The organism is Martinezella rhizogenes (assembly GCF_027460065.1).
In the GTDB taxonomy this organism is placed as follows: domain Bacteria; phylum Pseudomonadota; class Alphaproteobacteria; order Rhizobiales; family Rhizobiaceae; genus Agrobacterium; species Agrobacterium rhizogenes_C.
Map to the genome: position 1 here is coordinate 1 of NZ_JAPYZZ010000001.1, position 24155 is coordinate 24155.

Here is a 24155-nt window from a genome sequence, read left to right on the forward strand (position 1 = left end):
AAGGCAAGAGCTTCATCGGTGGTGGCAGGGGCAAGGTCCGGGCGGTGCTGTTCATGGCAGCTCTCGTCGCCATCAGGCATAACCCGACCCTCAAAATCTTTCGTGATCGCCTCGTTCAGGCAGGAAAGCCTAAAATAGTCGCCGTCGTCGCAACCATGCGAAAGCTCCTGACAATCCTAAACGCCATCATCAGAGACAACAAACCATGGCAAAACGCTTGACATCAAAGACAGTCGCTCATTCCTGTGCTTGTCACAGGAATCCAGCCAGCCCAAGTCCTTGGGCTGAAAGGAGTCTCCCCGTCGCGCGGACGCGCGCCGGCCCTCATCCCTGTGACAAGCACAGGGATGAGGGCCGGCGGAATTTAGAACATCACAATTTCCGGCCCGACGGCCCATATTTGGGCCTGAGCATCGGATGGCTGGAAAGATATGTCTCATCTTTCGGCACCACCTGTAACGGCGCGCCGATTTTCACGCCGGCAAATCCGGAGGCCGCGATGCGGTCGCAAAGCCTGATCCACTGGCAGCCGCGACAGGCCTGCCTGATATCTCCGGCGGCAAAAGCCAAGCGCATCTTCGCGAGAAAATCCGGCGTTACCTTCAGCCTTTTGCCAGAGATCAGCGTTTCGCCCAAAAGCGCCGAAACCGACAGACGGGCCGTCTCGTCCCGCTGCACAATACCGTCGTTGAAACAGTGGGCGTGGCTTTCGCAGAGCAAGCCCTCGCAGATATCGTCCGCCCTTTCCACCAGTTCGATATCTTCGCCCGCATTCAGCCGGACGGCGACGCGGTCGTAATTTTCCACGAAGCCGGATGTGTAACCCTTGCCGATATAGGTCAGCATGCAGAGAAGGTGGTGGGGCCGCAGGCGGACGGTCACGGGCCCACCCTATCCAACAATGGCGAAGGCATCGCGCACCGAACCGGACGAGGTGCGGATTGCCTTGCGGCCGATCCATTGCACATGCCCATCGAGAATGCGCACCGCCTCCTCGGCGCGGCCGCCGCGCAGCGCATCGATGATGGCGCGGTGATCGGTATCGGTGCGGCGTTCCCAGCCGGCCCGCCAGGCGGAAAACAGGAAGCGGGCGCTTGCGGCATGCAGGCCGTCGATCGCCTCCATCAGGCGAGGCATGTTGCACGGCGCGGTGATGAGGCGATGAAAACGGCGATTGGCCTCCTCCCAATGCTGCACATCGACGGCGCTATCGCCTTCAAGGGTCGCCGCTTCCGCCTGATCGAGAATGGCTGGTGTCATATTGGGGATGGCGTGGCGTAGCGCCAGCACCTCGAGGGCAGCGCGCATTTCCGCGACTTCACGCACATCGTCGAGACCGAAATCCGCGACCCGCACACCCCGGCGCGGAATGCTGGCGGCCAGACCCTGCGCTTCCAGCCGGCGAAACGCCTCGCGCACGGGCACATGCGAGGCACCGAATTCGGCGGCGATATGATCCTGCCGCAGACGTTCGCCCGGCGACAGCTCACCGCGGACGATGCGCTCGGCCAGAGTGCGGCTGATGCGTGCGGCGATGGTGTCTTCGGGCGTGGTTTTTTCTGGCTTGGTTTTTTCTGGCTTGGGCATACTATCCCTTAACGCATATGGCGCAGCCCTGTGTAGCGGTTTTTAGGGATGTCAAACCGAATATTCGAAGCCCGACAGCCGCTTACCCATTCCTCGCCAAGCTATGAGCCTGATGGGACCGACCCTTGCGGGCGAACCGGTTGAGCTTGGCGCGGACATGGTCTAAAAGCCCGGCATCATTTTCTTCCGAGCAAATCCGATACAGGGAGCGCCCATGAGCGGCTTCGACCTCATTATTTTCGACTGTGACGGCGTTCTGGTCGATTCCGAAATCATCGCGGCGCAGGTGGAATCCCGCCTTTTGACCGAGGCCGGTTATCCGATCTCCGTCGAAGAAATGGGCGAGCGCTTCGCCGGCATGACCTGGAAGAACATTCTCCTGCAGGTGGAAAGCGAAGCCAGCATACCGCTGTCCGCATCTCTGCTCGACAAGTCGGAAAAACTGCTGGACATGCGGCTGGAACGCGATGTGAAGATCATCGAGGGCGTAAAGTTCGCGCTGTCGCGCCTGACGACACCGCGCTGCATCTGCTCGAATTCCTCGAGCCACCGCCTCGACATGATGCTGACGAAAGTGGGCCTAAAACCCTATTTCGCGCCGCATATCTATTCCGCCAAGGACCTCGGTGCCGACCGCGTGAAGCCGAAGCCGGATATCTTCCTGCATGGCGCGGCCCAATTCGGCGTCTCGCCTGATCGCGTGGTGGTGGTCGAAGATTCCGTGCACGGCATCCATGGCGCAAGAGCCGCCGGCATGCGCGTCATCGGCTTCACCGGCGCATCCCACACCTATTCGAGCCACGCCGACCGGCTGACGGATGCGGGTGCGGAAACGGTGATCTCGCGCATGCAGGACCTGCCGGCCGTGATCGCGGCGATGGCGGAATGGGAAGGCGCTTTTTAATCGCTGGCTTTCGCCCAAACGCCACTTCGTCATGCTCGGGCTTGTCCCGAGCATCTGCAACGGTTTGAATTTACGTGAGGTGTTTGGATCCTCGGGACAAGCCCGAGGATGACGTCGCGTATGAGGAATATTCCTCCGTAGTCCAACCGGAGCCTGCCAAGCAGCCTCCGGCCTCATTTTTCACCCGTCAAATCACCGGCGCTTGGTCTTCGCCTTCGCGCCCTGCTCGGCAAAACCGACATAGACGCTGACCGACCGCGGCGCGCCGCCCGGTCCGTTGGGGATGGCGACGTGGTCGTTGTTGAAGATGAACTGCGTGCCGGCCCCGCCTGCCGAGACATCGATGGCGAAATTGGTCGTTTCACCGTAAATCTCGCCGTCGCCATCCTTCACCGTCACGCGGATCGGTACGGTGACGCGGCCGGGCTTGGCCATCGGGCCGGGAACAAGACGGCCCTGGGCCAGCACGTTTACGGTGAGTGTCGATTCATTGGCCGTGCAGGAGCGCGTCGTATCCGACAGCGAGACCTGATAAACGAGCTTCTGCGGATCGTCCTTGGCGCCGCCGGCGTAAAGGCGGTGGACGGCATTGGCGTCGAGAATAGTGACCGTCGGGCAGTTGGCCTGCACGACGGGCGTAACGGCATTCGCCTGCGCGGCCGGCGGATTGACGGCAAGCGAGTCCGACGGGTTGGAGGAATTGCAACCGGCAACAACGGCCAGCAGCGACATCGCAGCGGACAAACGCAAGAAATTCCCTGACACTCTTCTAATTCCTCTCCATTGTCCCGGAACCGAACCGCAGACGCTGTTTATTGACCTTTCACGCAGGTTGGCGATGGTCTATAGCAGCGACGCCGGAAAAAATCGATTGGCATGTTCGGTTTTGCTTGAATTTTCAAAAAAGCCCTTCATTACCTCGCCAATCGCCTCATTTCGGTGAGACGCTGCTGGAAAACATGCCGGAGATCGGCGATGGACATACCGGTTAAGGACAAGGCCGGTTAGGGACAAGGGACTATCTCGTGAAATATGTATCGACCAGGGGTGCGGCCCCTTCGCTTGGTTTCTGCGACGCGCTTCTGGCGGGCCTTGGCCGTGACGGCGGGCTTTACGTGCCACGCGAATGGCCCTCCATGTCGAAGAAGGAAATCCGCAACCTGCGCGGAAAATCCTATCAGGATATCGCGTTTGAGGTTCTCTACCGTTTCACCGGCGGCGAAATTCCGGCCGACAAGTTCAAGGCGATGATCGACGACACCTATTCGACGTTCCGCCACCCCGCCGTCGCGCCGCTGACGCAGACCGGCCCTAACACCTTCGTACTGGAGCTTTTCCACGGCACCACGCTCGCCTTCAAGGATGTGGCGATGCAGCTCCTCGCCCGTCTGATGGATTATACGCTTTCCGAGCGCGGCGAACGCGCCACCATTGTCGGCGCCACCTCCGGCGACACCGGCGGCGCTGCTATCGATGCCTTTGCCGGGCGCGAGCGCACCGATATCTTCATCCTTTTCCCGAACGGCAAGGTCTCGCCGGTGCAGCAGCGCCAGATGACGACCTCCACGGCCTCCAACGTGCATGCGCTGGCGATCAACGGCAATTTCGACGATTGCCAGACGCTGGTGAAGGAGATGTTCAACGACGTGAAGTTCCGCGACGGCGTGAAGCTTTCCGGCGTCAACTCCATCAACTGGGCGCGCATCATGGCGCAGGTGGTTTATTACTTCACCGCATCGCTTTCCCTCGGCGGCCCGGACCGGAAGATTTCCTTCACCGTTCCAACCGGCAATTTCGGCGACATCTTCGCCGGTTACGTCGCCAAGAAGATGGGCCTGCCGATCGACAAGCTGGTCATCGCCACCAATGACAACGACATTCTGGCGCGCACGCTGAAGACCGGCCGTTACGAGATGCGCGGCGTCAAGCCCACCACCTCGCCTTCGATGGATATCCAGATTTCGTCCAACTTCGAGCGCCTGCTGTTTGAAGCCTATGACCGCGATTCCTCGGCGGTGAAGGCATCTATGGACGGTCTGAAGCAGTCCGGCGCGTTTGAAATTCCGCCGAAGGCACTGAAATTCATCAGACGCGATTTCCGCGCCGGCCGCGCCACTGAAAAGCAGGTGGCGGCGACCATTCGCGACACACTTGAAAAGACCGGATACCTGATCGACCCGCATACGGCGACCGGCGTTTTCGTGGCTGAGAAGCACGAAAAAGCGGGAAGCCCGATGGTGGTTCTGTCTACCGCCCACCCGGCTAAATTCCCGGCCGCTGTAAAATCCGCTTGCGCAATCGACCCGGCGCTTCCAGTATGGCTAGCTGACATTATGAACCGGGAGGAGCGTTTCGACATTCTGGACGCAGAGCTGAAAGCCGTGGAAACCTTCATCGGCCAACATGCACGCGCCGGCAAATAGAGACGCGGAAAGACGTTGAGTATGAGAGTTAATGTGACCCGGCTTTCGTCCGGGTTGACCGTTGTTACGGAAAGAATGCCACATCTCGAAAGCGTTGCTCTTGGGGTGTGGATCAAATCCGGGTCCCGCAACGAGACGACTGCCGAACACGGCATCGCCCATCTACTCGAACATATGGCTTTCAAAGGCACGGCGCGCCGCACCGCCCGGCAGATCGCCGAAGAGATCGAAAATGTCGGCGGCGAAGTCAACGCCGCGACATCGACGGAAACGACCTCCTATTATGCCCGCGTCCTGAAAGACCATGTTCCGCTCGCCGTCGATATCCTTGCCGATATTCTGACGGAATCGCTGTTTGACGAAGACGAGCTGGAGCGCGAGAAAAACGTCATTCTCCAGGAAATCGGCGCTGCGACCGACACACCTGACGACGTGATCTTCGACAATTTCTCCGGCGTCGCCTATCGCGATCAGACGATCGGCCGGCCGATCCTCGGTACGCCGGACACCGTGCAATCCTTCACCAGCGGTGAGATCAGGCATTATCTCGCCCGAAACTATACGACCGACCGCATCTTCGTCGTCGCCGCCGGCGCTGTCGATCACGAAAGCTTCGTGAAGCAGGTGGAGGAGCGTTTTGCCTCGCTGCCGCTCGTGCCCGCGGCAACGCCTGTCATGGAAAAGGCGATCTATACCGGCGGGGAAATCCGCGAGACGCGCGACCTCATGGACGCGCAGGTGCTGCTCGGTTTCGAAGGCAAGGCCTATCACGCCCGGGATTTCTATTGTTCGCAGATTCTCGCCAATATTCTCGGCGGTGGCATGTCATCGCGCCTCTTCCAGGAAGTGCGTGAGGCGCGTGGCCTGTGTTATTCCGTCTATGCCTTCCATTGGGGTTTTTCCGATACCGGCATTTTCGGCGTGCATGCGGCCACGGGCGGCAACGACCTGCCTGAACTGATGCCCGTCATCGTCGATGAGTTGCGCAAGTCTTCGCAGATCATCCATCAGGAAGAAATCAACCGCGCCCGCGCGCAGATCCGTGCGCAATTGCTGATGGGACAAGAAAGCCCGGCTGCCCGCGCCGGCCAGATTGCCCGGCAGATGATGCTTTACGGCCGCCCCATCCCCAATGAAGAAATGATGACACGCCTCGAGGACATCACCCGGGAGCGCCTGACCGATCTTGCAGGCCGGCTGTTTTTCGATACAGTTCCGACATTGTCTGCCATTGGCCCGCTGGAACAGTTGCCGCCGCTTTCAGACATCACTGCCGCGCTTTCCGCGCAGCAGCCTGCAAGGATAAAGGCGAACGGATAAACCACTATGAGAGCGGGACTTAAAGGCGAAGACCGCTCATCTTTTTCGCCATCCCGCTCGCGGATGGCGATGTCTGCCGCCCAGGGATCGTGAATGCTGCGTTTTCTTTCCCGACATAGCGACACGCCCGAACTGCGCAGCGCCGATCATCTTCTCAGACTGCCGCGCTACGGCGATTTCAAGCAATGGCATGTGCTGCGCTCCGAAAGCCGGCAGTTTCTTCAGCCCTGGGAGCCGACTTGGCGCCCGGACGAGCTGACCGAGGGCGCCTTCCGCATGCGGGTGGTGCGCAACGGCCAGGAATTTTCCTCCGGCACCGCCGTTTCATTCCTGCTGTTTCAGAAGGAAACGTTGCTCGTCGGTGGCATCACCATCGGCTACATCCGCCGCGGGGCCGCGCAGAGCTGCATGATCGGATATTGGACCGGCGAGCGCCACGCCGCGCAAGGCCATATGTCTGCCGCATTAAAATTGGTAATACCCTACATCTTTAACGGACTTCAGTTGCACCGTATCGAGGCAGCCTGTATTCCGGAAAACTTCAAAAGCATCCGGCTTCTCGAAAATGCCGGGTTCCAGCGGGAAGGCCTCTTGCGGGAATATCTGAAAATCAATGGCCAATGGCGGGATCATATGATGTTTTCCCTTCTTGCCGACAAGCAAAGCTCCGGCGGAACGAAGTACGATACATGACCTACAATAACCCTGCGCCGTGCCTGTCGAAACGTCTGGCGGCAATCGCACTGGCTGTGCCGTTTTTCCTGCTTTTCGTGCTTTTTGCCTCTCATTCCTACGCTTTCGAACCGGTGAAGATTTCCCGTGACGACACGGCTCTCGATCTTACCGCAACGACAGATATCTATGCCAATCAGGGCGAAGCCTTTCAGGTCTCAACCGCACCCGGCCCTGACGGTATCCGCCGCCGTATCGAAGTGCGCGCCAGTTCCGAAGACCATCAGGGTGACTGGGCGGTCTTTGCGCTTGCCAATGTCTCCGAAGAGCAGCTGGAGCGCGTGATCGTCGCGCCGCATTTCCGTCTGGTGAACTCCAAGCTGTTTTGGCCCGACCTCGGCTCGCAGCGCATCATCGCCATCACGCCGAGTGAGGGCTTTGCACTCGACCGGCAGCCAAGCCCTGATGCCGACGTGTTCCGCATCACGCTCAATCCCGGCTCCGTCATCACCTTTGTCGCCGAGCTTTCCACGCCGCAATTGCCGCAAATCTATCTCTGGGAACCGGAAGCCTACAAGGACACGATCAACGCGTTTACGCTCTATCGCGGCATCGTGCTCGGCATTGCCGGCCTACTGGCCGTGCTTTTGACCATCCTCTTCGTGGTCAAGGGCACTTCTGTTCTGCCGGCCTCCGCCGCACTCGCCTGGGCCGTTCTGGCCTATATCTGCGTCGATTTCGGCTTTCTTGAAAAGCTCATCACCGTCACCTCGAGCGATCAACGAATATGGAGGGCGGGCGCCGAAGTGGCGCTCGCCTCCAGCTTCGTGGTCTTCCTCTTCACCTATCTCAATCTCAACCGATGGCATGCGCATCTGGGTTATGCGACCTTTGCCTGGGTGGTGGGGCTGGCGCTGCTGTTCGGCGTGGCGATCTACGATCCGTCCGTTGCGTCAGGTATTGCCCGTGTCTCCTTTGCGCTGACGGCGACGGCCGGTATCGCGCTCATCATCTATCTCGGCTTCAACCGTTACGACCGGGCGATTTTGCTCGTGCCCTCCTGGGCACTCATTCTCGTCTGGCTGTTCGGCAGCTGGCTGACGGTGACGGGGCAACTGGACAATGACATCGTGCAGCCCGCGCTTGGCGGCGGGCTTGTGCTGATCGTGCTGCTGATCGGTTTCACCGTTATCCAGCATGCCTTTGCTGGCAGCGCCTATCAGCAGGGGCTGTTCTCCGATCTCGAGCGCCAATCGCTGGCGCTGACGGGCAGCGGCGATACCGTGTGGGACTGGGATGTGACGCGTGACCGCATCGTGACCACGCCCGACATTTCCAACCGGCTGGGGCTGGAACCCGGCACCATGCATGGTGCTGCGCGCAACTGGCTGCCACGTCTGCACCCGGACGACCGCGACCGGTTCAAGGCGACGCTCGACGTGCTGCTCGACCATCGCAAGGGCCGCCTCAACCACGAATTCCGCATTCGCGCCGAAGACGGACATTTCCACTGGCTGCAAATCCGCGCCCGTCCGGTTCTCGGCTCCAACGGCGAAATCATCCGCTGCGTCGGCACCATCACCGACATAACCGAGCAGAAAAATTCGGTCGAGCGGCTATTGCAGGATGCGATGAACGACAATCTGACCGGGCTTCCGAACCGGCAGGTCTTCCTCGACCGTCTGCAATCGATCCTCAACCTGTCTCCCGACAGCGAGGGTGTGCGGCCAACCGTGATGGCGATCGATATCGACCGTTACAAGCTGGTCAACGATACGCTCGGCATTGCCGCGGGCGACAATATCCTCATCGCGCTGACCCGGCGTCTGCGCCGCCTGCTGAAACCACAGGATACGCTGGCGCGTCTCGGCGGTGATGAATTCGGCCTCATCCTCACCTCGGAGCGCGATCCGCAGCGGGTTGCCGATTTCGCCGATGCGGTGAACAAGGCGATCATGGTGCCGATCAATTTCGCCAATCGCGAAATCATCCTCACCGCCTCCATCGGCCTCGTTTCTTGGATCGATCAGCAGGAAAGTGCCGCCGGTCTTTTGAGCGATGCGGAACTGGCCATGTACCGCGCCAAGCGCGCCGGCGGTAACCGCGTCGAGCCTTTCCGCCCCGCCTTCCGCACGTCCGGCACCGACCGGCTGCAGATGGAAAGCGATCTTCGTCGCGCCATCGAGCGCAAGGAGCTGTCGCTCGCCTATCAGCCGATCGTCAAGCTTGATGACGGCGAGTTGGCCGGTTTCGAGGCGCTGATGCGCTGGGAACATCCCAAGCGCGGCAATATTCCGCCGAGCGAGTTCATTCCGATAGCGGAGGCCTCCGGCCTGATCGAACCACTCGGCATGTTCGCACTGGAGCGCGCCGCGACCGACCTGATGGACTGGCAACATGCCATCGAGAAGATGCCGATCTTCATCTCCGTCAATATTTCCAGCGCGCAATTGCTGAACAACGAATTGTACAATGATGTGCGCGGCATGCTGACCCGCACCCGCTGCAATCCGCAGCAGTTGAAGCTGGAGCTGACGGAATCCGTCGTGATGGAAAATCCGGAACAGGCGCGGCTGGTGCTTTCCAAACTCAAGGAAACGGGCCTCAGCCTCGCCATGGACGATTTCGGCACCGGCTATTCGTCGCTCGCCTATCTCACCCGTTTCCCCTTCGACACCATCAAGCTCGACAAGGCGCTGGTGGCCAATACCAGCGACAAGCGCAATGTGCTGTTGCGCTCGGTCATCGCCATGGCGCGGGCGCTCGACATGCAGGTGGTGGCGGAAGGCATTGAAACGCCTGAGGATGCGGCGGAACTGGCACGCATGAACTGCCATTTCGGCCAAAGCTTCCTGTTCGGCACGCCTGTCTCCGGCGATGCGGCGCTGAAGCTTCTGCGGGAACGGTTCCAGCCGACGAAGCGGGCTTCATAAGAGAGAGTGCGTCCTCTTCGGACAAACGCGACGTCATCCTCGGGCTTGTCCCGAGGATCTAATCACGCATCCTAAAATGACCGTTGGCAGATCCTCGGGACAAGCCCACTGTTGTCCGGCTTAAATTTGCGGACAAGGCACAAGACTCTCATTCGAATAGGCTTTCCGGATTTTCGCCTTAACCGGACACCAAAGAAGAGCGGCGTCGTCCGATGGGAAGGAAAGTCGTGCCAATTGCGCCGACGTCATCCTCGGGCCTGTCCCGAGGATCTGCCAACGTATTGATTTTATTCGACGTGGTTAGATCCTCGGCACAAGGCCGAGGATGACGTTGAGTGAATGTTCACCCTTCATCACCGACTTCAAGGAGACTGCATTCTGCCCGGAAATTTAAACCGGACAGCAGTGGGACAAGCCCGAGGATGACGAAAGAGAGAATATTCCCTCTCCTCAAAAGTCCTAGATCTCGCGCCATCTTCACTGAACCATCGCCGCCTGCGGCGCATCCACCGCCACCTTCCCATGCAAGAGGTCGTGAACGAACTCCATCTTCGCCACCACCGGCGGCGTCAGCACGAAGGGATAAAGGTCCGCCTCCCCCATGCTGCGCTGGATGGAATTGATGGCGACGCTGAGCGGGATCCACGCCTTGACCAGTTGCGCGGCACTGCGGGCCCTATAAGGATCGAAGGTCACCTCGGCTGCCATTTCCTCATGTCCATCAGGATCGATCGCCACACCGAAGGCGCGCGCCGTCTCCAGCGTATCGACGATATGCAGATAATGGGCAAAACATTCGGCGAAATCCTCCCACGGGTGGACCGAGGCGTAGGAGCTGATGAAGTTCTCCTGCCAGTCTGGACGCGGCCCGCCGTCGTAATTGCGCTGCAGGGCAGAGCCATAATCCTCGCGCTCGTCGCCGAAGACGGCGCGGCAGGCTTCCAGCCGGTTCGCGTCGCGCACCAGCTTGTTCCAGATGAAATGCCCGACCTCGTGGCGGAAATGGCCGAGCATCGTGCGGTAGGGCTCATTCATATTGGCGCGCACCTGTTCGCGCGTCGCATCATCCGCTTCTGCGGCGCGGATGGCGATCAGGCCTTCGTCGTGGCCGGTCATGGCGGGAATGACGGAACCGTCCGGTGCCACCTCGTCCACCAGAAAGTCGAAGACGAGACCGCCGGCGGGATCAGCATCACGGTTGGGATGCGGCAGGCCAAGCCGCAGGATCGAATAAAAAAGATGTCGCTGCGCCTGGCTGATGCGGCGCCACTGCGCAATCCCCTGCTCCGTCGCTATGTCAGGCACGAGACGATTGTGGCTGCAGGCCGGACAAAAGGCGCTTTCGCTTTCCGCCGGCACCGACCAGTTGCAGATGTCGTTCACCTCATTGGCGCAGAACCGCACCTGTTTTTCCGGCTCCGCGACGATCTGCCAATTCGGTTCACCTGCCGGCGCCAGCGCTTCCATGGAAAGCCGTTCCGGCACGAAGGCCAGACGATGGCCGCAGGAGACGCAGAAACGATTGTCGAAATGAACAGGCTGGCCGCAGGATGTGCAGGAAAAAAGCTTCATGGATGAAACCCTCGCGATGGATCGGGAAGAAGGAAGACGTAAAATGCGAAGGCGACGACGTAGCGACCGGGTCGCCATGTTCCCTCACACGACAAGAGCGCATGTGCGAGAACACATGCGCTCCAAGCGCCGCATCGTCTGAGGCGCAGTCCCGTCAGGCGGGATTACATGCGGTCGACAGCGCCCTTGACGGCATCCTTTGCCTTACCAACGGAGGTCTGCACCTTGCCCTTGGTCTCCTGGGCCGCACCCTTGGCGCGCAATTCATTGTTGCCCGTCGCTTCACCGACGCTCTTCTTCACCTTGCCAGCAACTTCATTGGCTTTACCGGCGATCTTGTCAGATGTGCTACCCATATTACTGCTCCCTAGTTGAGCCGTACTGTCTGTTCGGCTTTCCGGGTTAGTAACGTCAGGGGTCCGGATTTGGTTCCAGCCAAAAACGACCGGGCACAGAAGTGGGCTCAGGCGTGCCCGGCATCCGTGGAGAGCATGCGCGCATCGACGCCCATCAGGGCCAGCGCCCGCTCATATTTATTGTCCAGGCCACGGTCGAAGATCAGGTCTTCCGAGGCCGGGCAATTCAGCCAGCCATTATTGGCGATCTCGTTTTCCAGCTGGCCCGGACCCCAGCCGGCATAACCGAGCATCATGGTCGCCTTTTGCGGGCCGCGGCCATTGGAAATGGCACGGACGATATCGAGCGTCGCCGTCAGGGAAATATCATCGCTGACCGGAATGGAGGATTCACTCAGATAATCATCCGAATGCAGCACGAAACCGCGGCCGGATTCGACCGGGCCGCCGCATTGGATCGGAAATTCACGGGTGCGGTTGGGCAGCATGATCGCGTCGTTGCTATCCACCAGTTTCAGATGCAGCAGAATGTCCGTGAAGGTGATCTGCTGCGGGCGGTTGATGATGAAACCCATGGCGCCGGCGTCCGAATGGGCGCAGATATAGATCACCGAACGGGCAAAATTGCCGTCGTCCAGCCCCGGCATCGCGATCAGGAACTGGCTGTCGAAAGAGCCACGTTCGCGTTTGTCCATCAGGGTTGAAAAGCTCACCGGCGCCTCCAGCAGACCGCATTTCGTCATTGAACGAAAAACGGTATTCGCACTTCGACAAGGGACAGGATGCGACATAGTATGCGATCAATCAACCGAAAATGATGAACCGCACGAATTCGTAACTGGTCCGCAGGGCGATGTTGGGTTAGACGGGAAGCATGAGCTCCAGTCTATTCTTTCGATTTTCACATCTTCGCCTCGCCGTCGTATTCGCCGCCCTTCTCGGTGGCGGGCAAGCCGCGCAGGCCGAAATTACCGATTGGGCAAGAAGCGAAGGCGGCCAGATGCGTGTGGCAAGCCTTGCCATGGATGCGGACGGCGTGGTGCGCGGCGTGCTGCAGATCGAGCCGAAGGACGGTTGGATAACCTATTGGCGCGAGCCTGGAGAAGCCGGCATACCGCCGCAGATCACCCCCGATCCGGCAAGCGGCGTCAGCCTGACCACCATGGCCTATCCCGTCCCGAAACTGATCGAGAACGGCGATATCACCGATATCGGTTATGACCACGCCGTCAGCCTTCCCTTTCAGCTAAAGGCCACCGACCCGGCGGCAAGCGGGACGATTGACCTCACCGCCTTCATCGGCGTGTGCCAGAATATCTGCATTCCCTTCGAGGCGAAATTTTCCATCAGCCGCGGCAATCCTACCGATGATGACAGCGAGGAACGCCGCCTTCTCGAAGAGGCGCGCGAGACCCTGCCCGAAGCGGCTTCCGACGATTTCAAGGTCATCGATTTTCACATCACGCCCGACAAGACCATGCTCGGCGTGCAGCTGCAATTGCCGGAAAATGCACCCAGGGAGACCGAAATCTTCATCGCCGGTCCTTCCGGTTTTGCCTATTACGAACCGCAGAACCTGGTGCGCGACAAGCGTAAGCTCTCCTTCTACATGAACATCAAAGGCTTGCCGAAAACCTATCAGGTACAGGGCAACAGCTGGCCCATCCTGGTCAAATCCGGCGACCGGGCGATGGAAACGGTTCTGAATTTTCCGAAGCCCTGAGCGGGCGGTTGGCAGTATTTGAATAGAAAACCGCATGACAGGTTTCATGTCCCTGCTCTATAGTCCGCCCGAACCGAACGGCCACAGGAGCACGGACATGACCATCAAGATCGGCGAAAAACTGCCTTCCGCAACCTTCAAGGAAAAGACGGCCGATGGCCCGGTGGAAACCACCACGGATGCGCTTTTCGGCGGCAAGAAGGTGGTTCTCTTTGCCGTTCCCGGTGCTTTCACCCCCACCTGCTCGCTGAACCATCTGCCGGGCTATCTCGAAAACCGGGACGCCATTCTCGCCAAGGGCGTGGATGATATCGCCGTCGTCTCCGTCAATGACTGGCACGTCATGGGCGCCTGGGCGCAATCGTCGGGCGGCCATGGCAAAATTCACTTCCTTGCCGACTGGGACGCTTCCTTCACCAAGGCGCTCGGCCTCGATGCCGATCTTTCCGGCGGCGGTCTTGGTGTGCGCTCCAAGCGTTATTCAATGCTGGTGGAAGACGGCGTGGTGAAGTCGCTTAACGTCGAAGAGAACCCCGGCCAGGCGACCGTTTCGGCCGCCGCGGCGATGATCGAGCAACTTTAAAAAGCTCGCCGAAGAATAAATATTTTCTCTTCGCTGAAAGCTAAGCAACCCGGTGGACAACCCGTCTGCCGGGATTGACGTTTTATACAAAGCCTCGCAAATTCGGCCTCACAATAACTCAAAACCTTTTCGACATTTCTTAAAAATACATTGCATAAGTTCATATATAAAAAATATTCTAATATTCTAAATATGAGATGCTTGTGCAGAGACACCCATTTCCCGTCGACATCGCATGGTCCGCACTTGACTTTCCTCTTGGTAAATTTTTTCCAGCCGGATGCGGAGCGCCGCAGACGGCACCGTTCAGCCTGAGACCGCTGCTCACCGTTCAGGCCACGCGCTTGCAAATCTATTTCAACCGTCACTTGGCTGGAGATTCGAGCCTGCCCTGCCGACGTGCAGGGTGGCTTCGCGCTTTCACAAAAACCGGAACCTCGTGCAGCCGTCTTTCTGTCCTATCGATTCTGGTGGCAATGATGGGATCGAACGATACGGCAAAAGCCGGAGACCCAACCGCTTCTTCATACGCCCGGACACTGAGCGACAGCCGCGCCGGTACCATCTTCCACGGAATCAGTGCCGATGGCTCCGTCGTTGTGGGATCTTCCGGCCTTAATTCCAATCAGCGCTCTTTCCGCTGGACCGTGGCAACCGGCACCTTTCAGTATCTTCGAAGCCGTTCCGCAGACACGGTTGCCTATGACGTCAGCGCCGATGGCTCCATCGTCGTCGGGCGGTACGATATCGGCAGCAATATGCGGGCAGTCCGATGGACTGCGGGCAACAGCGAGATGGACAATCTTGGCACGCTGCCCAACACGACGAGTTCCTTCGCCAGTGCCGTCAGCGCCGATGGCTCCGCCATCGTCGGTGGATCGGGCGATTACGAGACAGTGCAGGCGTTCCGATGGACTGCGACAAACGGGATGCAGAGTCTCGGCCCCTCTCCTCCCGGAGGGACAGACTCTGTCGCCTATGGCGTCAATGCCGATGGTTCCGTTATCGTCGGGGAATATTATGCCCCCGGCCCGCGGGCTTTCCGCTGGACTAAAGCAAACGGCGTCATGCAGGATATCGGCATGCTACCAGGCTCGACCGAGTCCACAGCCTGGGCTGTCAGCGATAATGGCTCCGTGGTCGTCGGGGATTCCAGATTCACCACCGGTCCTGACGCCCATGAGTGGCGCGCCTTCCGCTGGAGCGCGGCGACCGGTGCGATGGAGCCCCTCGGCGCGCTTGTCGGCGGAACCGCATCGGTTGCCTATGGCCTCAGCGCCGATGGCTCCGTTATCGTCGGGCAGGCAACATCCGGTAACGGGCAAAGGGGTTTCCGCTGGACGGAGGCCTCGGGTATGGTTTCCGTCGAGGATTGGCTACGCGGCAACGGCGTCACCGTCGCCAGCGATTTCACAGGCAACGCCTCGGGCGTCAGTGCCGACGGTAATATCATTGTCGGCCAGACCTCCAGCAACACGCCCTACATCGCCCGTGTCGTTCCGGCGAACCCCGCCACATCGGAGACACGCACCAATCTGGACGACGTGGACACGCCGACATCCACAGCACCCGACGGCGGGACGAGACGACCCCGGACAACTGAACCCGACTCTTCCACCTCTTCCGTACCCTCTACATCCTCGACACCCTCTACGCCTTCAACATATTCCGCAGATCCGGCATCTTCAAGACGACCGACGCCTACCACATATGCCGCTTCTTCCGGCCAGCCTGTTTCTTCTGTCACATCGACGCGCTCCATCGTACCGGAACGTTCCGGCATCATCGACCTCGATCAATATGCGCGCACGCTGGCCGCGAGGCCAAATGCAGGTGTCGGCCTCAACATTGCCAATATCGTCCTCGACGGCGCGCATGGCATGCCCATGCGCAGCCTGCTGGAACCGGGCCATCAATCTTTTTCGATCGTCAGCGATATCGGCCATAATGACGGCCACGACGCGGCTGGCGCTTTTGGTATTGCCGATATCGGCTATGGTATCGGGTTGGAAGGTGGCGCGACGGCGCGCATCGCCGTTGGTGGCCTTTACGATCAACGCGATATTAATACCGGCGGTGACTTCATTCACAGCGGTTTCTACATCTCTCCCGAGATCAGCCTGCCGCTCACTGACGGCCTATATGCCACCATTGGCGGTTATTATGCGCCCGGCAGGATGTCGATCGAGCGCGGTTATCTCAATGGCGGTGCGATCGATTATTCACGCGGCGAGGCCGATCTCGACGCATGGGCGGTGAAACTGCGCTTCGACTGGCTCGATGCCCTGACAATCTGCGAATGGAACCTGACACCCTATGCCGGCGTCACCTATACGAAAGCCAAGATGGGTGCTTACGCGGAAACCGGCGGGGCGTTTCCGGCCCGTTTCGATGCGAGCGGCGAACAATCCACCATCATTCGCGCAGGTCTCGATGGCATAACCGATCTCAGCTCCTCGGTCCGCCTGCTGGCAAGAGCAGAGGCGGCCTACCGGCTGGAAAAGAAGACGGCAGCGACCACGGGCGCCATTGACGGGCTGATGGGGTTTTCCTTTGCCGGGGGAGATATCGACCGCTTCTGGCTGCGCGGCGGCCTCGGCGCGGAATTCGATATGGCGGGCGGGACGGCATCACTGAACCTCAACGTCACCACCGAGGGCGACGATCCCGACCTATGGGTCCGGACCGGCTGGAAGATCACCTTCTGACCGGCCACCTGTCCTTATACATTCATGTCGAACACCAGAAGCCCGGCAAGGCCGCCATCGGTCAGCGAGACGAGGCGTTCCCCCGCCTCCAGGTGCTTGGGATGAGCAAGGTAATCATCGCGGGCTTCGGGGCTTTCCAGCGTGACGATAAAGCCGTCGACAAAACCGCCATTCAGGCCTTCGGGCGAGATGTTCTGGCCGTATTTAACATCGACGATCCCTGGTATCTCGTCCTTCAGGGCCGCAATCGCCTCGAAAACAGCATGTTTTTCAGAGGATGCCGTCGCAGCCTTGAACCTTAGAAATACACAATGCAGGATCATCCGAATGTCTCCTCCGCTGGAACGCCGCCCAAGCTGTTTGACGACAAGATAAGTCGGGTTTCCGTTTTCACAACCCCCAATCGGGCCCCAAATCGGGCCCCAAATCGGGATTGAGCGTCGCGCCGGCAAGAGAGCATACTTGCATTACCGGCGTTTGAAGGGCTCCATGCCCTTGCGCGCCAGTTCATCGGCACGCTCGTTTTCCGGGTGGCCGGCATGGCCCTTCACCCAATGCAGGGTAACCTTGTGGCGCTCCTGTGCCGCCTCCAGCGCCTGCCACAGTTCGACATTCTTGACCGGCTTGTTATCGGCGGTTTTCCAGCCCTTCTTTTTCCAGCCGTAAATCCACTTGGTGATGCCATCCTTCACATAGGCGCTGTCTGTATAAAGATCGACCTCGCAGGGGCTCTTCAGCGCATTAAGCGCCGAAATCGCCGCCAGCAGCTCCATGCGGTTATTGGTGGTCTCGGCTTCGCCGCCGGACAGTTCCTTCTCCACCTCGCCATAACGCAGCACGGCACCCCAGCCACCCGGCCCGGGATTGCCGGAGCAGGCGCCATCGGTGAAAATATCGACATGTTTCATTCGCTGGCCAGCCCATATTCGGCGACATTGGCGATCGTGCGGTGGAACCGCAGCTTGCGCAGATATTCCAGCGGGTCTTTTTTGACCACCAGCGCGCCGGCCGGCGTCGTCAGCCAATCGTAAAGTCGGGTCAGGAAGAAACGCAGCGCCGAACCGCGTGCCAGCAATGGCAGCGCTTCCAGCTCCGCTTCGCTCAGCGGCCGAACCGACTGATACCCTTCCAGCAGCGCCTTGCCCTTGGTGACGTTATAAGCGCCATCCTTTTCGAAGCACCAGGCGTTCAGGCAGATCGACACGTCATAAGCGAGCAGGTCGTTGCAGGCGAAATAAAAATCGATCAGGCCCGAGAGTTCATCACCGAGGAAGAAGACATTGTCCTGAAACAGATCTGCATGGATGACGCCTGCCGGCAGATCTTTCGGCCAATGGGCGGCGAGATAATCGATCTCCGGGCGAATCTCTTCCCTAAGCCCCTTCTCCACCTCATCGGCACGCTCTTCGGACTTGTCCCACAGCACCTTCCAGCCCTCGACGGAGAGTGCGTTCGGGCGCTTGATTTCGAACCCCTCGCCGGCCAGATGCATGGCGGCCAGCGCCTTGCCGACTTCCCGGCAATGTTTCGCTTCCGGCTTTCGCAGCCACATGCCTTCGAGGAAGGAAATAAGCGCGGCCGGACGGCCCGACAATTCGCCCAGCAACTCGCCATCCTTGCGCGGCAGGGGCAAGGGGCAGGACAGGCCCTTGGCAGCCAGGTGCTGCATGAGGCCGAGGAAGAAGGGCAGATCGTTTTTTTCCACGCGCTTTTCATAAAGCGTCAGGATCAGCGGATCCCTGGTGGTGTGCAGCAGGAAATTGGAGTTTTCGACACCCTCGGCAATGCCCTTATAGGAGGTAAGGCTGCCGACGTCATATTGCGTGAGGAAATTCCTCAGATCGTCTTCGGTGATATCAGTATAAACTGCCAACTTTAAATCTCTTGATGAAGGATGGAATGGAAATCTCGGAGGAGGATGGCACAGGTGGAGCGAAAACGGCCCTCACTCAGCTCCACCCGCTTCAGATGCCAGCGGCGGCTTTCGGCGGCAGCGCGTTGCTGGCATTACCGTTCACGAAAGCCATGTCATCCGTCGTCAGCTCGATGCTGCGCAGCTCGCGATTGACGAGGAAATGTTCCGTTTCCTCAACAGTCACGGCGAGATCGAGCGTGGTATCGAAACGTGCCTTGAAGGCCTCGATGATCTCATCAACGATGACTTCCGGGGCGGATGCTCCGGCGGACAAGCCCACCGTGCGGATGTCGCCGATCTCATTCCAGTCGATTTCCGACGCCCGCTGCACCAGCACGGAGTGTTTGGCGCCGGCGCGCAGCGCCACTTCCACCAGCCGTTTGGAATTGGAGGAATTGGGGGCACCAACGACGATGAAGAGATCGCATCCGGGGGCCGCCTGCTTCACCGCATCCTGACGGTTGGTGGTTGCGTAACAGATGCTGTCGGCAGCAGGCGCCTGAATGGCCGGGAACCGTTCCTGAAGCCTGGCGATGACGCCGGCGGTATCATCGACCGAAAGCGTCGTCTGGGTGACGAAACCGAGGTTTTCACGGTCGACCGGTTCGTAAACGCCCGCATCTTCCACCGTCTCAACCAGCGAGACCGTGCCTTCGGGCAGTTGGCCCATGGTGCCAATGACCTCCGGGTGACCGGCATGACCGATCAGCACCACATGACGGCCGAGGCGCTGGTGGCGCATGGCCTGCTTATGGACCTTGGAGACCAGCGGGCAAGTCGCGTCGAGATAAAACAGGTTACGTGCCTGCGCATCTTCAGGCACGGATTTTGGCACACCATGGGCGGAAAAAACCACCGGCTGCTCGCGATGCTCGGCCGGGATTTCATGCAATTCCTCGACGAAAATCGCGCCTTTGGCTTCCAGCCCTTCAACAACGTAACGATTGTGCACGATTTCGTGGCGAACATAGACCGGCGCGCCATAGGCTTTCAGCGCCAGCACGACGATCTGGATCGCCCGGTCCACGCCCGCGCAAAAGCCGCGCGGTCCGCACAGCCTTATCGTCAAAGGGGGTTTGGAAACGGCGATGTTCATTCGTGCTCCTTGGCGCGCTCCTTGGCCTCGCCCGGCAAGCTACCGGACGGCGCGCTCTTCATTCACCCTGCGCCTTACCGTTTCGGAAATAGGCAAAACCGGCGACGATGACAAGGGCCGCCGCCAGACCATACCACGTTATCGCATATTGGAGGTGATTGTTGGGTAAATCTATCAGCGTCACACCGCCCTGCGGCCAGCCGCCGGGATTGGGCGCATTGTCGGCATCCACGAAAAGTTTGACCAGCCGGTCGGGCGGCACCTCGGCGCTGGACGCCATCGCCGCCAGATCCTTCCAGTAGAAGATATTCTTGGCGATATCGTTGTCCGGCAACAGCGAGGATGGTTTTGCAACCAGCGGCGCGCGCGCCAGTCCCGTTATCGTCACCTCGCCGCTCACCTGGCCATCGGGCCGTTTGGCCGGGTCCTTCATCTCAAAGGGCACGAAGCCACGATTGACGAAAAGAATGCGGCCATCGGCGAGCGTCAGCGGCGTATAGATATAATAACCGGTCTGGCCCTGATGGGTGGCGAAGAAATGCCGCTCGCGCGTGTGATCGAAAGTGCCTGACAGCCTGACCTTGCGGTACTCTATCTCGCCGCCGCTTTTTACGATGGCCTCGATATCGGCGAGTGTCACCGGGCTTGCATTCCGCCGCTCCTCGATATCGGCCATCAGGGCCTCTTTCCAATAGAGCCGTTTCACCTGCCAGGTGCCGAGCCCGAGAAGAATGGCGAGCGCCAGCAGCACCAGCGGCGCGGCGAACCAGACCCGTCGTTGCGCCGGCTTCATGTGGGAAACGTCATTCACGATCAAGCCTGCCTTCGCTTGCATTGTTGCGGTATTGCAGCGCAATCATGATCCCTTTCAGCTTGCGCAGCAGCACGAGGGAGACAATCACCGTAAACGGCAACCAGAGCATGACATGCACCCAGACGGGCGGGCCAAAACGCTGATCGACCCAGAGCGCCAGCCCGATGACCAGAAAACCGACGATCAACATGACAAAAACGGCTGGGCCATCCCCCGCATCGGCAAAGCCGTAATCCAGCCCGCAGGCGCTGCAGGCGGGTTTCGGCGTCAAAAAGCCATCGAACAGCCGGCCATTGCCGCAACGGGGACAGCAGCCTTTCAAGCCCACCTTGATGGGATCGACAGGCGCGAAATTGCCGTTTGGTGTTTCAGACATGAGGACCTCCCGCTCCCGCTGGCAAAAACCTCAAAGAGTGCGTGGCGCTTCGGGTAGTCGCATATGACCCGGCATTGCGGCTGGTTTCTTCTCCCCGCCGGGGAGAAGGTGGCCCGAAGGGTCGGATGAGGGGGCAACGCCAGCGATATGCGGAGAGCGAGCCCCCTCATCCCGCTGCCGCGACCTTCTCCCCGGTGGGGAGAAGAAACGCGTGGCACCCGCTCACTCCACAAGATGCCTTGCTTCAGGTTTAGACTTTATCCGACACACTCAGCCGTGCAGCGGTGCGCCCCAGCCACCCCAGATATAGATGGCGAAGAACAGGAACAGCCAGACGACGTCAACGAAGTGCCAGTACCAGGCCGCCGCTTCGAAGCCGAAGTGCTGCTTCGGCGTGAAACCGCCGGCGATGGCGCGGAACAGGCAGACCAGCAGGAACACCGTGCCGACGAAGACATGGAAACCGTGGAAACCGGTGGCCATGAAGAAGGTCGCGCCGTAGATCGAATTCTTGAAGTCGAACGGTGCGTGAATGTACTCATAGACCTGCACGGTGGAGAACAGGACGCCGAGCGCGACGGTCAGTGCCAGACCCGAGATCAGGCCCTTGCGGTCATTATGCAGCAGTGCATGGTGCGCCCAGGTGACGCAGGTGCCTGAGAGAAGCAGGATGACGGTGTTGTAGAGCGGCAGATGCCAGGGATCGATGACCTCGATGCCCTTCGGTGGCCATTGACCGCCAGTATATTCGAGGCGCGACGCCTGAATGGCCTCATGCGGGAAAAGGCTGGCATCGAAATAGGCCCAGAACCAGGCGACAAAGAACATCACCTCGGAGGCGATGAACATGATCATGCCGTAACGCAGATGCAGCGAAACCACCCGGGTGTGGCTGCCCTCATTGGCTTCCTTGATCGTGTCCGCCCACCACGCATACATGGTATAAAGCACGATGACGAGACCGATATAGAACAGCCAGGGATTGGCGAGCTCATGGCCGAACAGCTTGAACGAGCCGCCCGACAGGTAACGCATGTAGCAGACGCCGCCGAAGGTCATGACGAAGGCGCCGATCGAGGCCAGAAGCGGCCACGGGCTCGGGTCTATGATGTGGTAGTCGTGGTTCTTCTGATGCGTGTCTGCCATTGCGACAATCCCCTGGTATCTCTTCCCTGATCCGGCCCCCTCAAAAGACCCGGATCTCCTCTTACAATTTGCTGTCGCCAGATTCTGTCTTTACCGGCAAGGACGCAACCGGTTTTTCGGTTTTGGCCGGATAAAACGTATAGGACAGCGTCAAAGTGTGAATGCTCTTTGTTTCGCGCGCCGTGGCAATGTCGGGATCGACAAAAAAAACCACCGGCATTTCCAGCGTTTCGCCCGGCTGCAGCGTCGTTTCGGTGAAGCAGAAACACTCCACCTTGTTGAAATAGGCGCCGGCTTCCATCGGCGTGACGTTGAACACCGCCGTGCCCGTGGTCGCCACGGGTGAACGGTTCGTGGCCTTGAAAGTGACCTGCACCGTTTCGCCGATCTTCGGCGTGACCTTCTTGTCGACCGGGCGGAAATCCCAGTTGAGACCGTTCGACGTATTGGCGTCGAAGGTGACGTTGATGGTCTTGTCGAGAATGACGTCGGAATATTGCTCCACACGCTGCGTCGTTCCGTTGTAACCGGTGACGCGGCAGAACAGGCTGTATAATGGCACGGCGGCATAGGCCATGCCGATCATGCCGCAGAAAAATACGAGACAGAGCACGAGGATCGAGCGATTGCTCACCCGCTGCGAGCCGGCCCGCGCTGTTTCTGCTTCCATATTCGCCATGTCCTCCCCTCCTCTCCTACGCTCAGACCGTCAATGCGAGCCGATCTTGATGATGGTGATGACGTAGAACAGCACCACCAGACCGGCGAGCAGGACGCCGAGCGCAATATTGCGCCCGCGTCTCGATTTTTTCTGCGCCGCGCTCAGTTCCACCGTTTCCATCACAGGACTCCCGAAATCACGGCCCTCAGGGCCGGCGCGAAATGATCGGCCAGAAGACCGGAGAAAATAGCGAAGAGATAAAGCACCGAATAGGCGAACATCTTCTTGGCGGGCAACATCTTTTCGTCGCCTTCAGGCATGCGCCGGACGTCGAACGAACAGTAGACGAAGATCGCGCTCAGCACGGCGGCGAAAATGCCATAACCGACACTCGCCAGACCCGTGAAATAGGGCGCAACAGCCGCCGCCGCGGTCAGTGCCGCGTAAACGATCATCTGGTTCTTGGTGGAGCGCTCGCCCGCCACATTCGGCATCATCGGAATGCCGACAGAGCCATAGTCGCGCATCTTGAACAGCGCCAGCGCCCAGAAATGCGCCGGTGTCCACAGGAAGATGATGAGGAACAGAATGATGCTATCAAGCGAAACGCCGCCTGTAACGCAGGCCCAGCCGAGCATGGGCGGGAAAGCGCCGGCAGCACCGCCGATGACGATGTTCTGCGGCGTCGAGCGCTTCAGCCACATCGTATAAACAACGGCATAAAAGAAGATGGTGAAGGCAAGGAGGCCGGCCGAGAACCAGTTGACCGCAAGGCCGAGGATGACCACCGAGAAGGCCGACAGCGTCAGGCCGAAGGCAAGCGCCTCGCGCGGCGTGATGCGGCCCGACGGGATCGGCCGCTTGGCGGTGCGGCTCATCACGGCATCGATATCGGCATCGTACCACATGTTGAGCGCACCGGACGCACCCGCGCCGACCGCGATGCAGAGAATGGCGATGATCCCAAGAATAGGGTTGATTTCACCCGGCGCCAGCACGAGGCCGGCAAAGGCCGTGAAGACGACGAGCGACATGACGCGCGGCTTCAGCAACTCGAAATAATCGCGTGCGCCGGCTTCCGAAAGTTCGGAGCTTTCTGCGCCCAGCATTTCGCGATCGTCGATAACGGTCATTTCCTGTCCTGTTTCCTTCAGATGCCGCCTGCCGCGACACCCCTTGCACCGGGCCGAAAAACGAATGGAATTTCCGGCGTGCGCGATGCGTCAATTCATGGGTCCCGAACGTTTTGGCAGGCGCGGCACCGGACAAAGCCGATACCGACATGTACCGGCCAATCACCGCGCCCCGCCGCCATTCGTCTGCGCATGCTTTTCATAAAGGCCAGATTTGGCATTTATCATGTCCG

At 59.5% G+C, this 24155-nt stretch carries 24 protein-coding genes and 1 pseudogene; 9 read left to right on the forward strand and 16 right to left on the reverse strand.

Annotated features, from left to right (window positions below):
- Window positions 1-221, forward strand: a pseudogene (locus O8B93_RS00005) (IS110 family transposase); the annotation flags it as partial.
- 151 nt (window positions 222-372) lie between these two features.
- Here the strand turns inward: O8B93_RS00005 and O8B93_RS00010 are convergent.
- Together O8B93_RS00010 and O8B93_RS00015 are read right to left on the reverse strand one after the other, a co-directional pair.
- A complete protein-coding gene (locus O8B93_RS00010) occupies window positions 373-846 on the reverse strand; it encodes a DUF1284 domain-containing protein (RefSeq protein WP_269708606.1) in 474 nt (157 codons plus the stop codon).
- A 45-nt stretch (window positions 847-891) separates the two neighbouring features.
- Window positions 892-1587, reverse strand: coding sequence for a GntR family transcriptional regulator (locus O8B93_RS00015; protein ID WP_269707814.1), 696 nt, complete (start codon window positions 1585-1587; stop codon window positions 892-894).
- A gap of 214 nt (window positions 1588-1801) precedes the next feature.
- Here O8B93_RS00015 and O8B93_RS00020 point away from each other — a divergent pair, with 214 nt between their 5' ends.
- Window positions 1802-2491 carry an HAD family hydrolase gene (locus tag O8B93_RS00020; RefSeq protein WP_269707815.1) on the forward strand — a complete coding sequence of 230 codons (690 nt, stop codon included), beginning with the start codon at window positions 1802-1804 and terminating at the stop codon, window positions 2489-2491.
- Window positions 2492-2683: 192 nt separating this feature from the next.
- Here O8B93_RS00020 and O8B93_RS00025 read toward each other — a convergent pair whose 3' ends face one another.
- Complete coding sequence (locus tag O8B93_RS00025; protein ID WP_309568489.1) at window positions 2684-3223, reverse strand: PilZ domain-containing protein; 540 nt, start codon at window positions 3221-3223, stop codon at window positions 2684-2686.
- Window positions 3224-3516: 293 nt separating this feature from the next.
- On the opposite strand from O8B93_RS00025, the gene thrC reads away from it, so the two are divergent.
- From thrC to O8B93_RS00045, 4 genes are all read left to right on the forward strand, one after another.
- Complete coding sequence (thrC, locus tag O8B93_RS00030) at window positions 3517-4914, forward strand: threonine synthase (protein ID WP_269707817.1); 1398 nt, start codon at window positions 3517-3519, stop codon at window positions 4912-4914.
- Between the two features lie 21 nt (window positions 4915-4935).
- Entirely contained in the window at window positions 4936-6234 is a 1299-nt protein-coding gene (locus O8B93_RS00035; protein WP_269708607.1) for a M16 family metallopeptidase, read from the forward strand.
- A gap of 93 nt (window positions 6235-6327) precedes the next feature.
- Window positions 6328-6927: a GNAT family N-acetyltransferase gene (locus O8B93_RS00040; protein WP_269707818.1), complete on the forward strand. Its 600-nt coding sequence runs from the start codon at window positions 6328-6330 to the stop codon at window positions 6925-6927.
- Window positions 6924-9839 carry an EAL domain-containing protein gene (locus tag O8B93_RS00045; RefSeq protein WP_269707819.1) on the forward strand — a complete coding sequence of 972 codons (2916 nt, stop codon included), beginning with the start codon at window positions 6924-6926 and terminating at the stop codon, window positions 9837-9839. The genes O8B93_RS00040 and O8B93_RS00045 overlap by 4 nt, the downstream gene beginning before the upstream one ends.
- 477 nt (window positions 9840-10316) lie before the next feature.
- On the opposite strand, the gene O8B93_RS00050 is transcribed toward O8B93_RS00045, so the two are convergent.
- The 3 genes from O8B93_RS00050 to O8B93_RS00060 all read right to left on the reverse strand — a co-directional run bounded on the left by O8B93_RS00050 (window position 10317) and on the right by O8B93_RS00060 (window position 12480).
- On the reverse strand, window positions 10317-11411 hold the full coding sequence (locus O8B93_RS00050; RefSeq protein ID WP_269707820.1) for a zinc-binding metallopeptidase family protein: 1095 nt from the start codon (window positions 11409-11411) through the stop codon (window positions 10317-10319).
- A gap of 164 nt (window positions 11412-11575) precedes the next feature.
- Window positions 11576-11767: a CsbD family protein gene (locus O8B93_RS00055; protein ID WP_269707821.1), complete on the reverse strand. Its 192-nt coding sequence runs from the start codon at window positions 11765-11767 to the stop codon at window positions 11576-11578.
- Window positions 11768-11874: 107 nt separating this feature from the next.
- Window positions 11875-12480, reverse strand: coding sequence for a YqgE/AlgH family protein (locus O8B93_RS00060; RefSeq protein ID WP_269707822.1), 606 nt, complete (start codon window positions 12478-12480; stop codon window positions 11875-11877).
- 161 nt (window positions 12481-12641) lie between these two features.
- Here O8B93_RS00060 and O8B93_RS00065 point away from each other — a divergent pair, with 161 nt between their 5' ends.
- The 3 genes from O8B93_RS00065 to O8B93_RS00075 all read left to right on the forward strand — a co-directional run bounded on the left by O8B93_RS00065 (window position 12642) and on the right by O8B93_RS00075 (window position 16781).
- Window positions 12642-13490 (forward strand): protein-disulfide reductase DsbD domain-containing protein, encoded by an 849-nt coding sequence (locus O8B93_RS00065; protein ID WP_269707823.1) that lies wholly within the window; start codon window positions 12642-12644, stop codon window positions 13488-13490.
- Window positions 13491-13587: 97 nt separating this feature from the next.
- The gene (locus O8B93_RS00070) at window positions 13588-14073 is read left to right on the forward strand and encodes a peroxiredoxin (RefSeq protein WP_269707824.1); all 486 of its coding nucleotides are present in this window, start codon (window positions 13588-13590) and stop codon (window positions 14071-14073) included.
- Window positions 14074-14552: 479 nt separating this feature from the next.
- Window positions 14553-16781, forward strand: coding sequence for an autotransporter domain-containing protein (locus O8B93_RS00075; RefSeq protein WP_269707825.1), 2229 nt, complete (start codon window positions 14553-14555; stop codon window positions 16779-16781).
- A 14-nt stretch (window positions 16782-16795) separates the two neighbouring features.
- Here the strand turns inward: O8B93_RS00075 and O8B93_RS00080 are convergent, their stop codons facing one another.
- The 10 genes from O8B93_RS00080 to O8B93_RS00125 all read right to left on the reverse strand — a co-directional run bounded on the left by O8B93_RS00080 (window position 16796) and on the right by O8B93_RS00125 (window position 23922).
- On the reverse strand, window positions 16796-17104 hold the full coding sequence (locus O8B93_RS00080; RefSeq protein WP_269707827.1) for a Dabb family protein: 309 nt from the start codon (window positions 17102-17104) through the stop codon (window positions 16796-16798).
- A 144-nt stretch (window positions 17105-17248) separates the two neighbouring features.
- Window positions 17249-17689: a ribonuclease HI gene (rnhA, locus tag O8B93_RS00085; RefSeq protein WP_269707828.1), complete on the reverse strand. Its 441-nt coding sequence runs from the start codon at window positions 17687-17689 to the stop codon at window positions 17249-17251.
- The gene (locus O8B93_RS00090; RefSeq protein WP_269707829.1) at window positions 17686-18654 is read right to left on the reverse strand and encodes a homoserine kinase; all 969 of its coding nucleotides are present in this window, start codon (window positions 18652-18654) and stop codon (window positions 17686-17688) included. The genes rnhA and O8B93_RS00090 overlap by 4 nt, the downstream gene beginning before the upstream one ends.
- Before the next feature lie 91 nt (window positions 18655-18745).
- Entirely contained in the window at window positions 18746-19792 is a 1047-nt protein-coding gene (gene ispH, locus O8B93_RS00095; RefSeq protein WP_269707830.1) for a 4-hydroxy-3-methylbut-2-enyl diphosphate reductase, read from the reverse strand.
- A gap of 58 nt (window positions 19793-19850) precedes the next feature.
- Window positions 19851-20585, reverse strand: coding sequence for an SURF1 family protein (locus O8B93_RS00100; RefSeq protein ID WP_269708609.1), 735 nt, complete (start codon window positions 20583-20585; stop codon window positions 19851-19853).
- Between the two features lie 10 nt (window positions 20586-20595).
- Window positions 20596-20982: a DUF983 domain-containing protein gene (locus tag O8B93_RS00105; protein WP_269707831.1), complete on the reverse strand. Its 387-nt coding sequence runs from the start codon at window positions 20980-20982 to the stop codon at window positions 20596-20598.
- A gap of 270 nt (window positions 20983-21252) precedes the next feature.
- Complete coding sequence (locus O8B93_RS00110; protein WP_269707832.1) at window positions 21253-22128, reverse strand: cytochrome c oxidase subunit 3; 876 nt, start codon at window positions 22126-22128, stop codon at window positions 21253-21255.
- Window positions 22129-22189: 61 nt separating this feature from the next.
- The gene (locus O8B93_RS00115; protein WP_269707833.1) at window positions 22190-22807 is read right to left on the reverse strand and encodes a cytochrome c oxidase assembly protein; all 618 of its coding nucleotides are present in this window, start codon (window positions 22805-22807) and stop codon (window positions 22190-22192) included.
- Between the two features lie 30 nt (window positions 22808-22837).
- Window positions 22838-22969: a hypothetical protein gene (locus O8B93_RS00120; RefSeq protein WP_003509137.1), complete on the reverse strand. Its 132-nt coding sequence runs from the start codon at window positions 22967-22969 to the stop codon at window positions 22838-22840.
- On the reverse strand, window positions 22969-23922 hold the full coding sequence (locus tag O8B93_RS00125) for a heme o synthase (protein WP_269707834.1): 954 nt from the start codon (window positions 23920-23922) through the stop codon (window positions 22969-22971). The genes O8B93_RS00120 and O8B93_RS00125 overlap by 1 nt, the downstream gene beginning before the upstream one ends.
- Between the last annotated feature and the right edge of the window lie 233 nt (window positions 23923-24155).

Coding starts and splice junctions, on each gene's coding strand:
- O8B93_RS00010 (WP_269708606.1), bottom strand. CDS start 846: ATGCTGACCTATATCGGCAAGGGTTACACATCCGGCTTCGTGGAAAAT.
- O8B93_RS00015 (WP_269707814.1), bottom strand. CDS start 1,587: ATGCCCAAGCCAGAAAAAACCAAGCCAGAAAAAACCACGCCCGAAGAC.
- O8B93_RS00020 (WP_269707815.1), top strand. CDS start 1,802: ATGAGCGGCTTCGACCTCATTATTTTCGACTGTGACGGCGTTCTGGTC.
- O8B93_RS00025 (WP_309568489.1), bottom strand. CDS start 3,223: ATGTCGCTGCTGGCCGTTGTTGCCGGTTGCAATTCCTCCAACCCGTCG.
- O8B93_RS00035 (WP_269708607.1), top strand. CDS start 4,936: ATGAGAGTTAATGTGACCCGGCTTTCGTCCGGGTTGACCGTTGTTACG.
- O8B93_RS00040 (WP_269707818.1), top strand. CDS start 6,328: ATGCTGCGTTTTCTTTCCCGACATAGCGACACGCCCGAACTGCGCAGC.
- O8B93_RS00045 (WP_269707819.1), top strand. CDS start 6,924: ATGACCTACAATAACCCTGCGCCGTGCCTGTCGAAACGTCTGGCGGCA.
- O8B93_RS00050 (WP_269707820.1), bottom strand. CDS start 11,411: ATGAAGCTTTTTTCCTGCACATCCTGCGGCCAGCCTGTTCATTTCGAC.
- O8B93_RS00055 (WP_269707821.1), bottom strand. CDS start 11,767: ATGGGTAGCACATCTGACAAGATCGCCGGTAAAGCCAATGAAGTTGCT.
- O8B93_RS00065 (WP_269707823.1), top strand. CDS start 12,642: ATGAGCTCCAGTCTATTCTTTCGATTTTCACATCTTCGCCTCGCCGTC.
- O8B93_RS00070 (WP_269707824.1), top strand. CDS start 13,588: ATGACCATCAAGATCGGCGAAAAACTGCCTTCCGCAACCTTCAAGGAA.
- O8B93_RS00075 (WP_269707825.1), top strand. CDS start 14,553: ATGGGATCGAACGATACGGCAAAAGCCGGAGACCCAACCGCTTCTTCA.
- O8B93_RS00080 (WP_269707827.1), bottom strand. CDS start 17,104: ATGATCCTGCATTGTGTATTTCTAAGGTTCAAGGCTGCGACGGCATCC.
- rnhA (WP_269707828.1), bottom strand. CDS start 17,689: ATGAAACATGTCGATATTTTCACCGATGGCGCCTGCTCCGGCAATCCC.
- ispH (WP_269707830.1), bottom strand. CDS start 19,792: ATGAACATCGCCGTTTCCAAACCCCCTTTGACGATAAGGCTGTGCGGA.
- O8B93_RS00100 (WP_269708609.1), bottom strand. CDS start 20,585: ATGAAGCCGGCGCAACGACGGGTCTGGTTCGCCGCGCCGCTGGTGCTG.
- O8B93_RS00105 (WP_269707831.1), bottom strand. CDS start 20,982: ATGTCTGAAACACCAAACGGCAATTTCGCGCCTGTCGATCCCATCAAG.
- O8B93_RS00110 (WP_269707832.1), bottom strand. CDS start 22,128: ATGGCAGACACGCATCAGAAGAACCACGACTACCACATCATAGACCCG.
- O8B93_RS00115 (WP_269707833.1), bottom strand. CDS start 22,807: ATGGCGAATATGGAAGCAGAAACAGCGCGGGCCGGCTCGCAGCGGGTG.
- O8B93_RS00120 (WP_003509137.1), bottom strand. CDS start 22,969: ATGGAAACGGTGGAACTGAGCGCGGCGCAGAAAAAATCGAGACGCGGG.
- O8B93_RS00125 (WP_269707834.1), bottom strand. CDS start 23,922: ATGACCGTTATCGACGATCGCGAAATGCTGGGCGCAGAAAGCTCCGAA.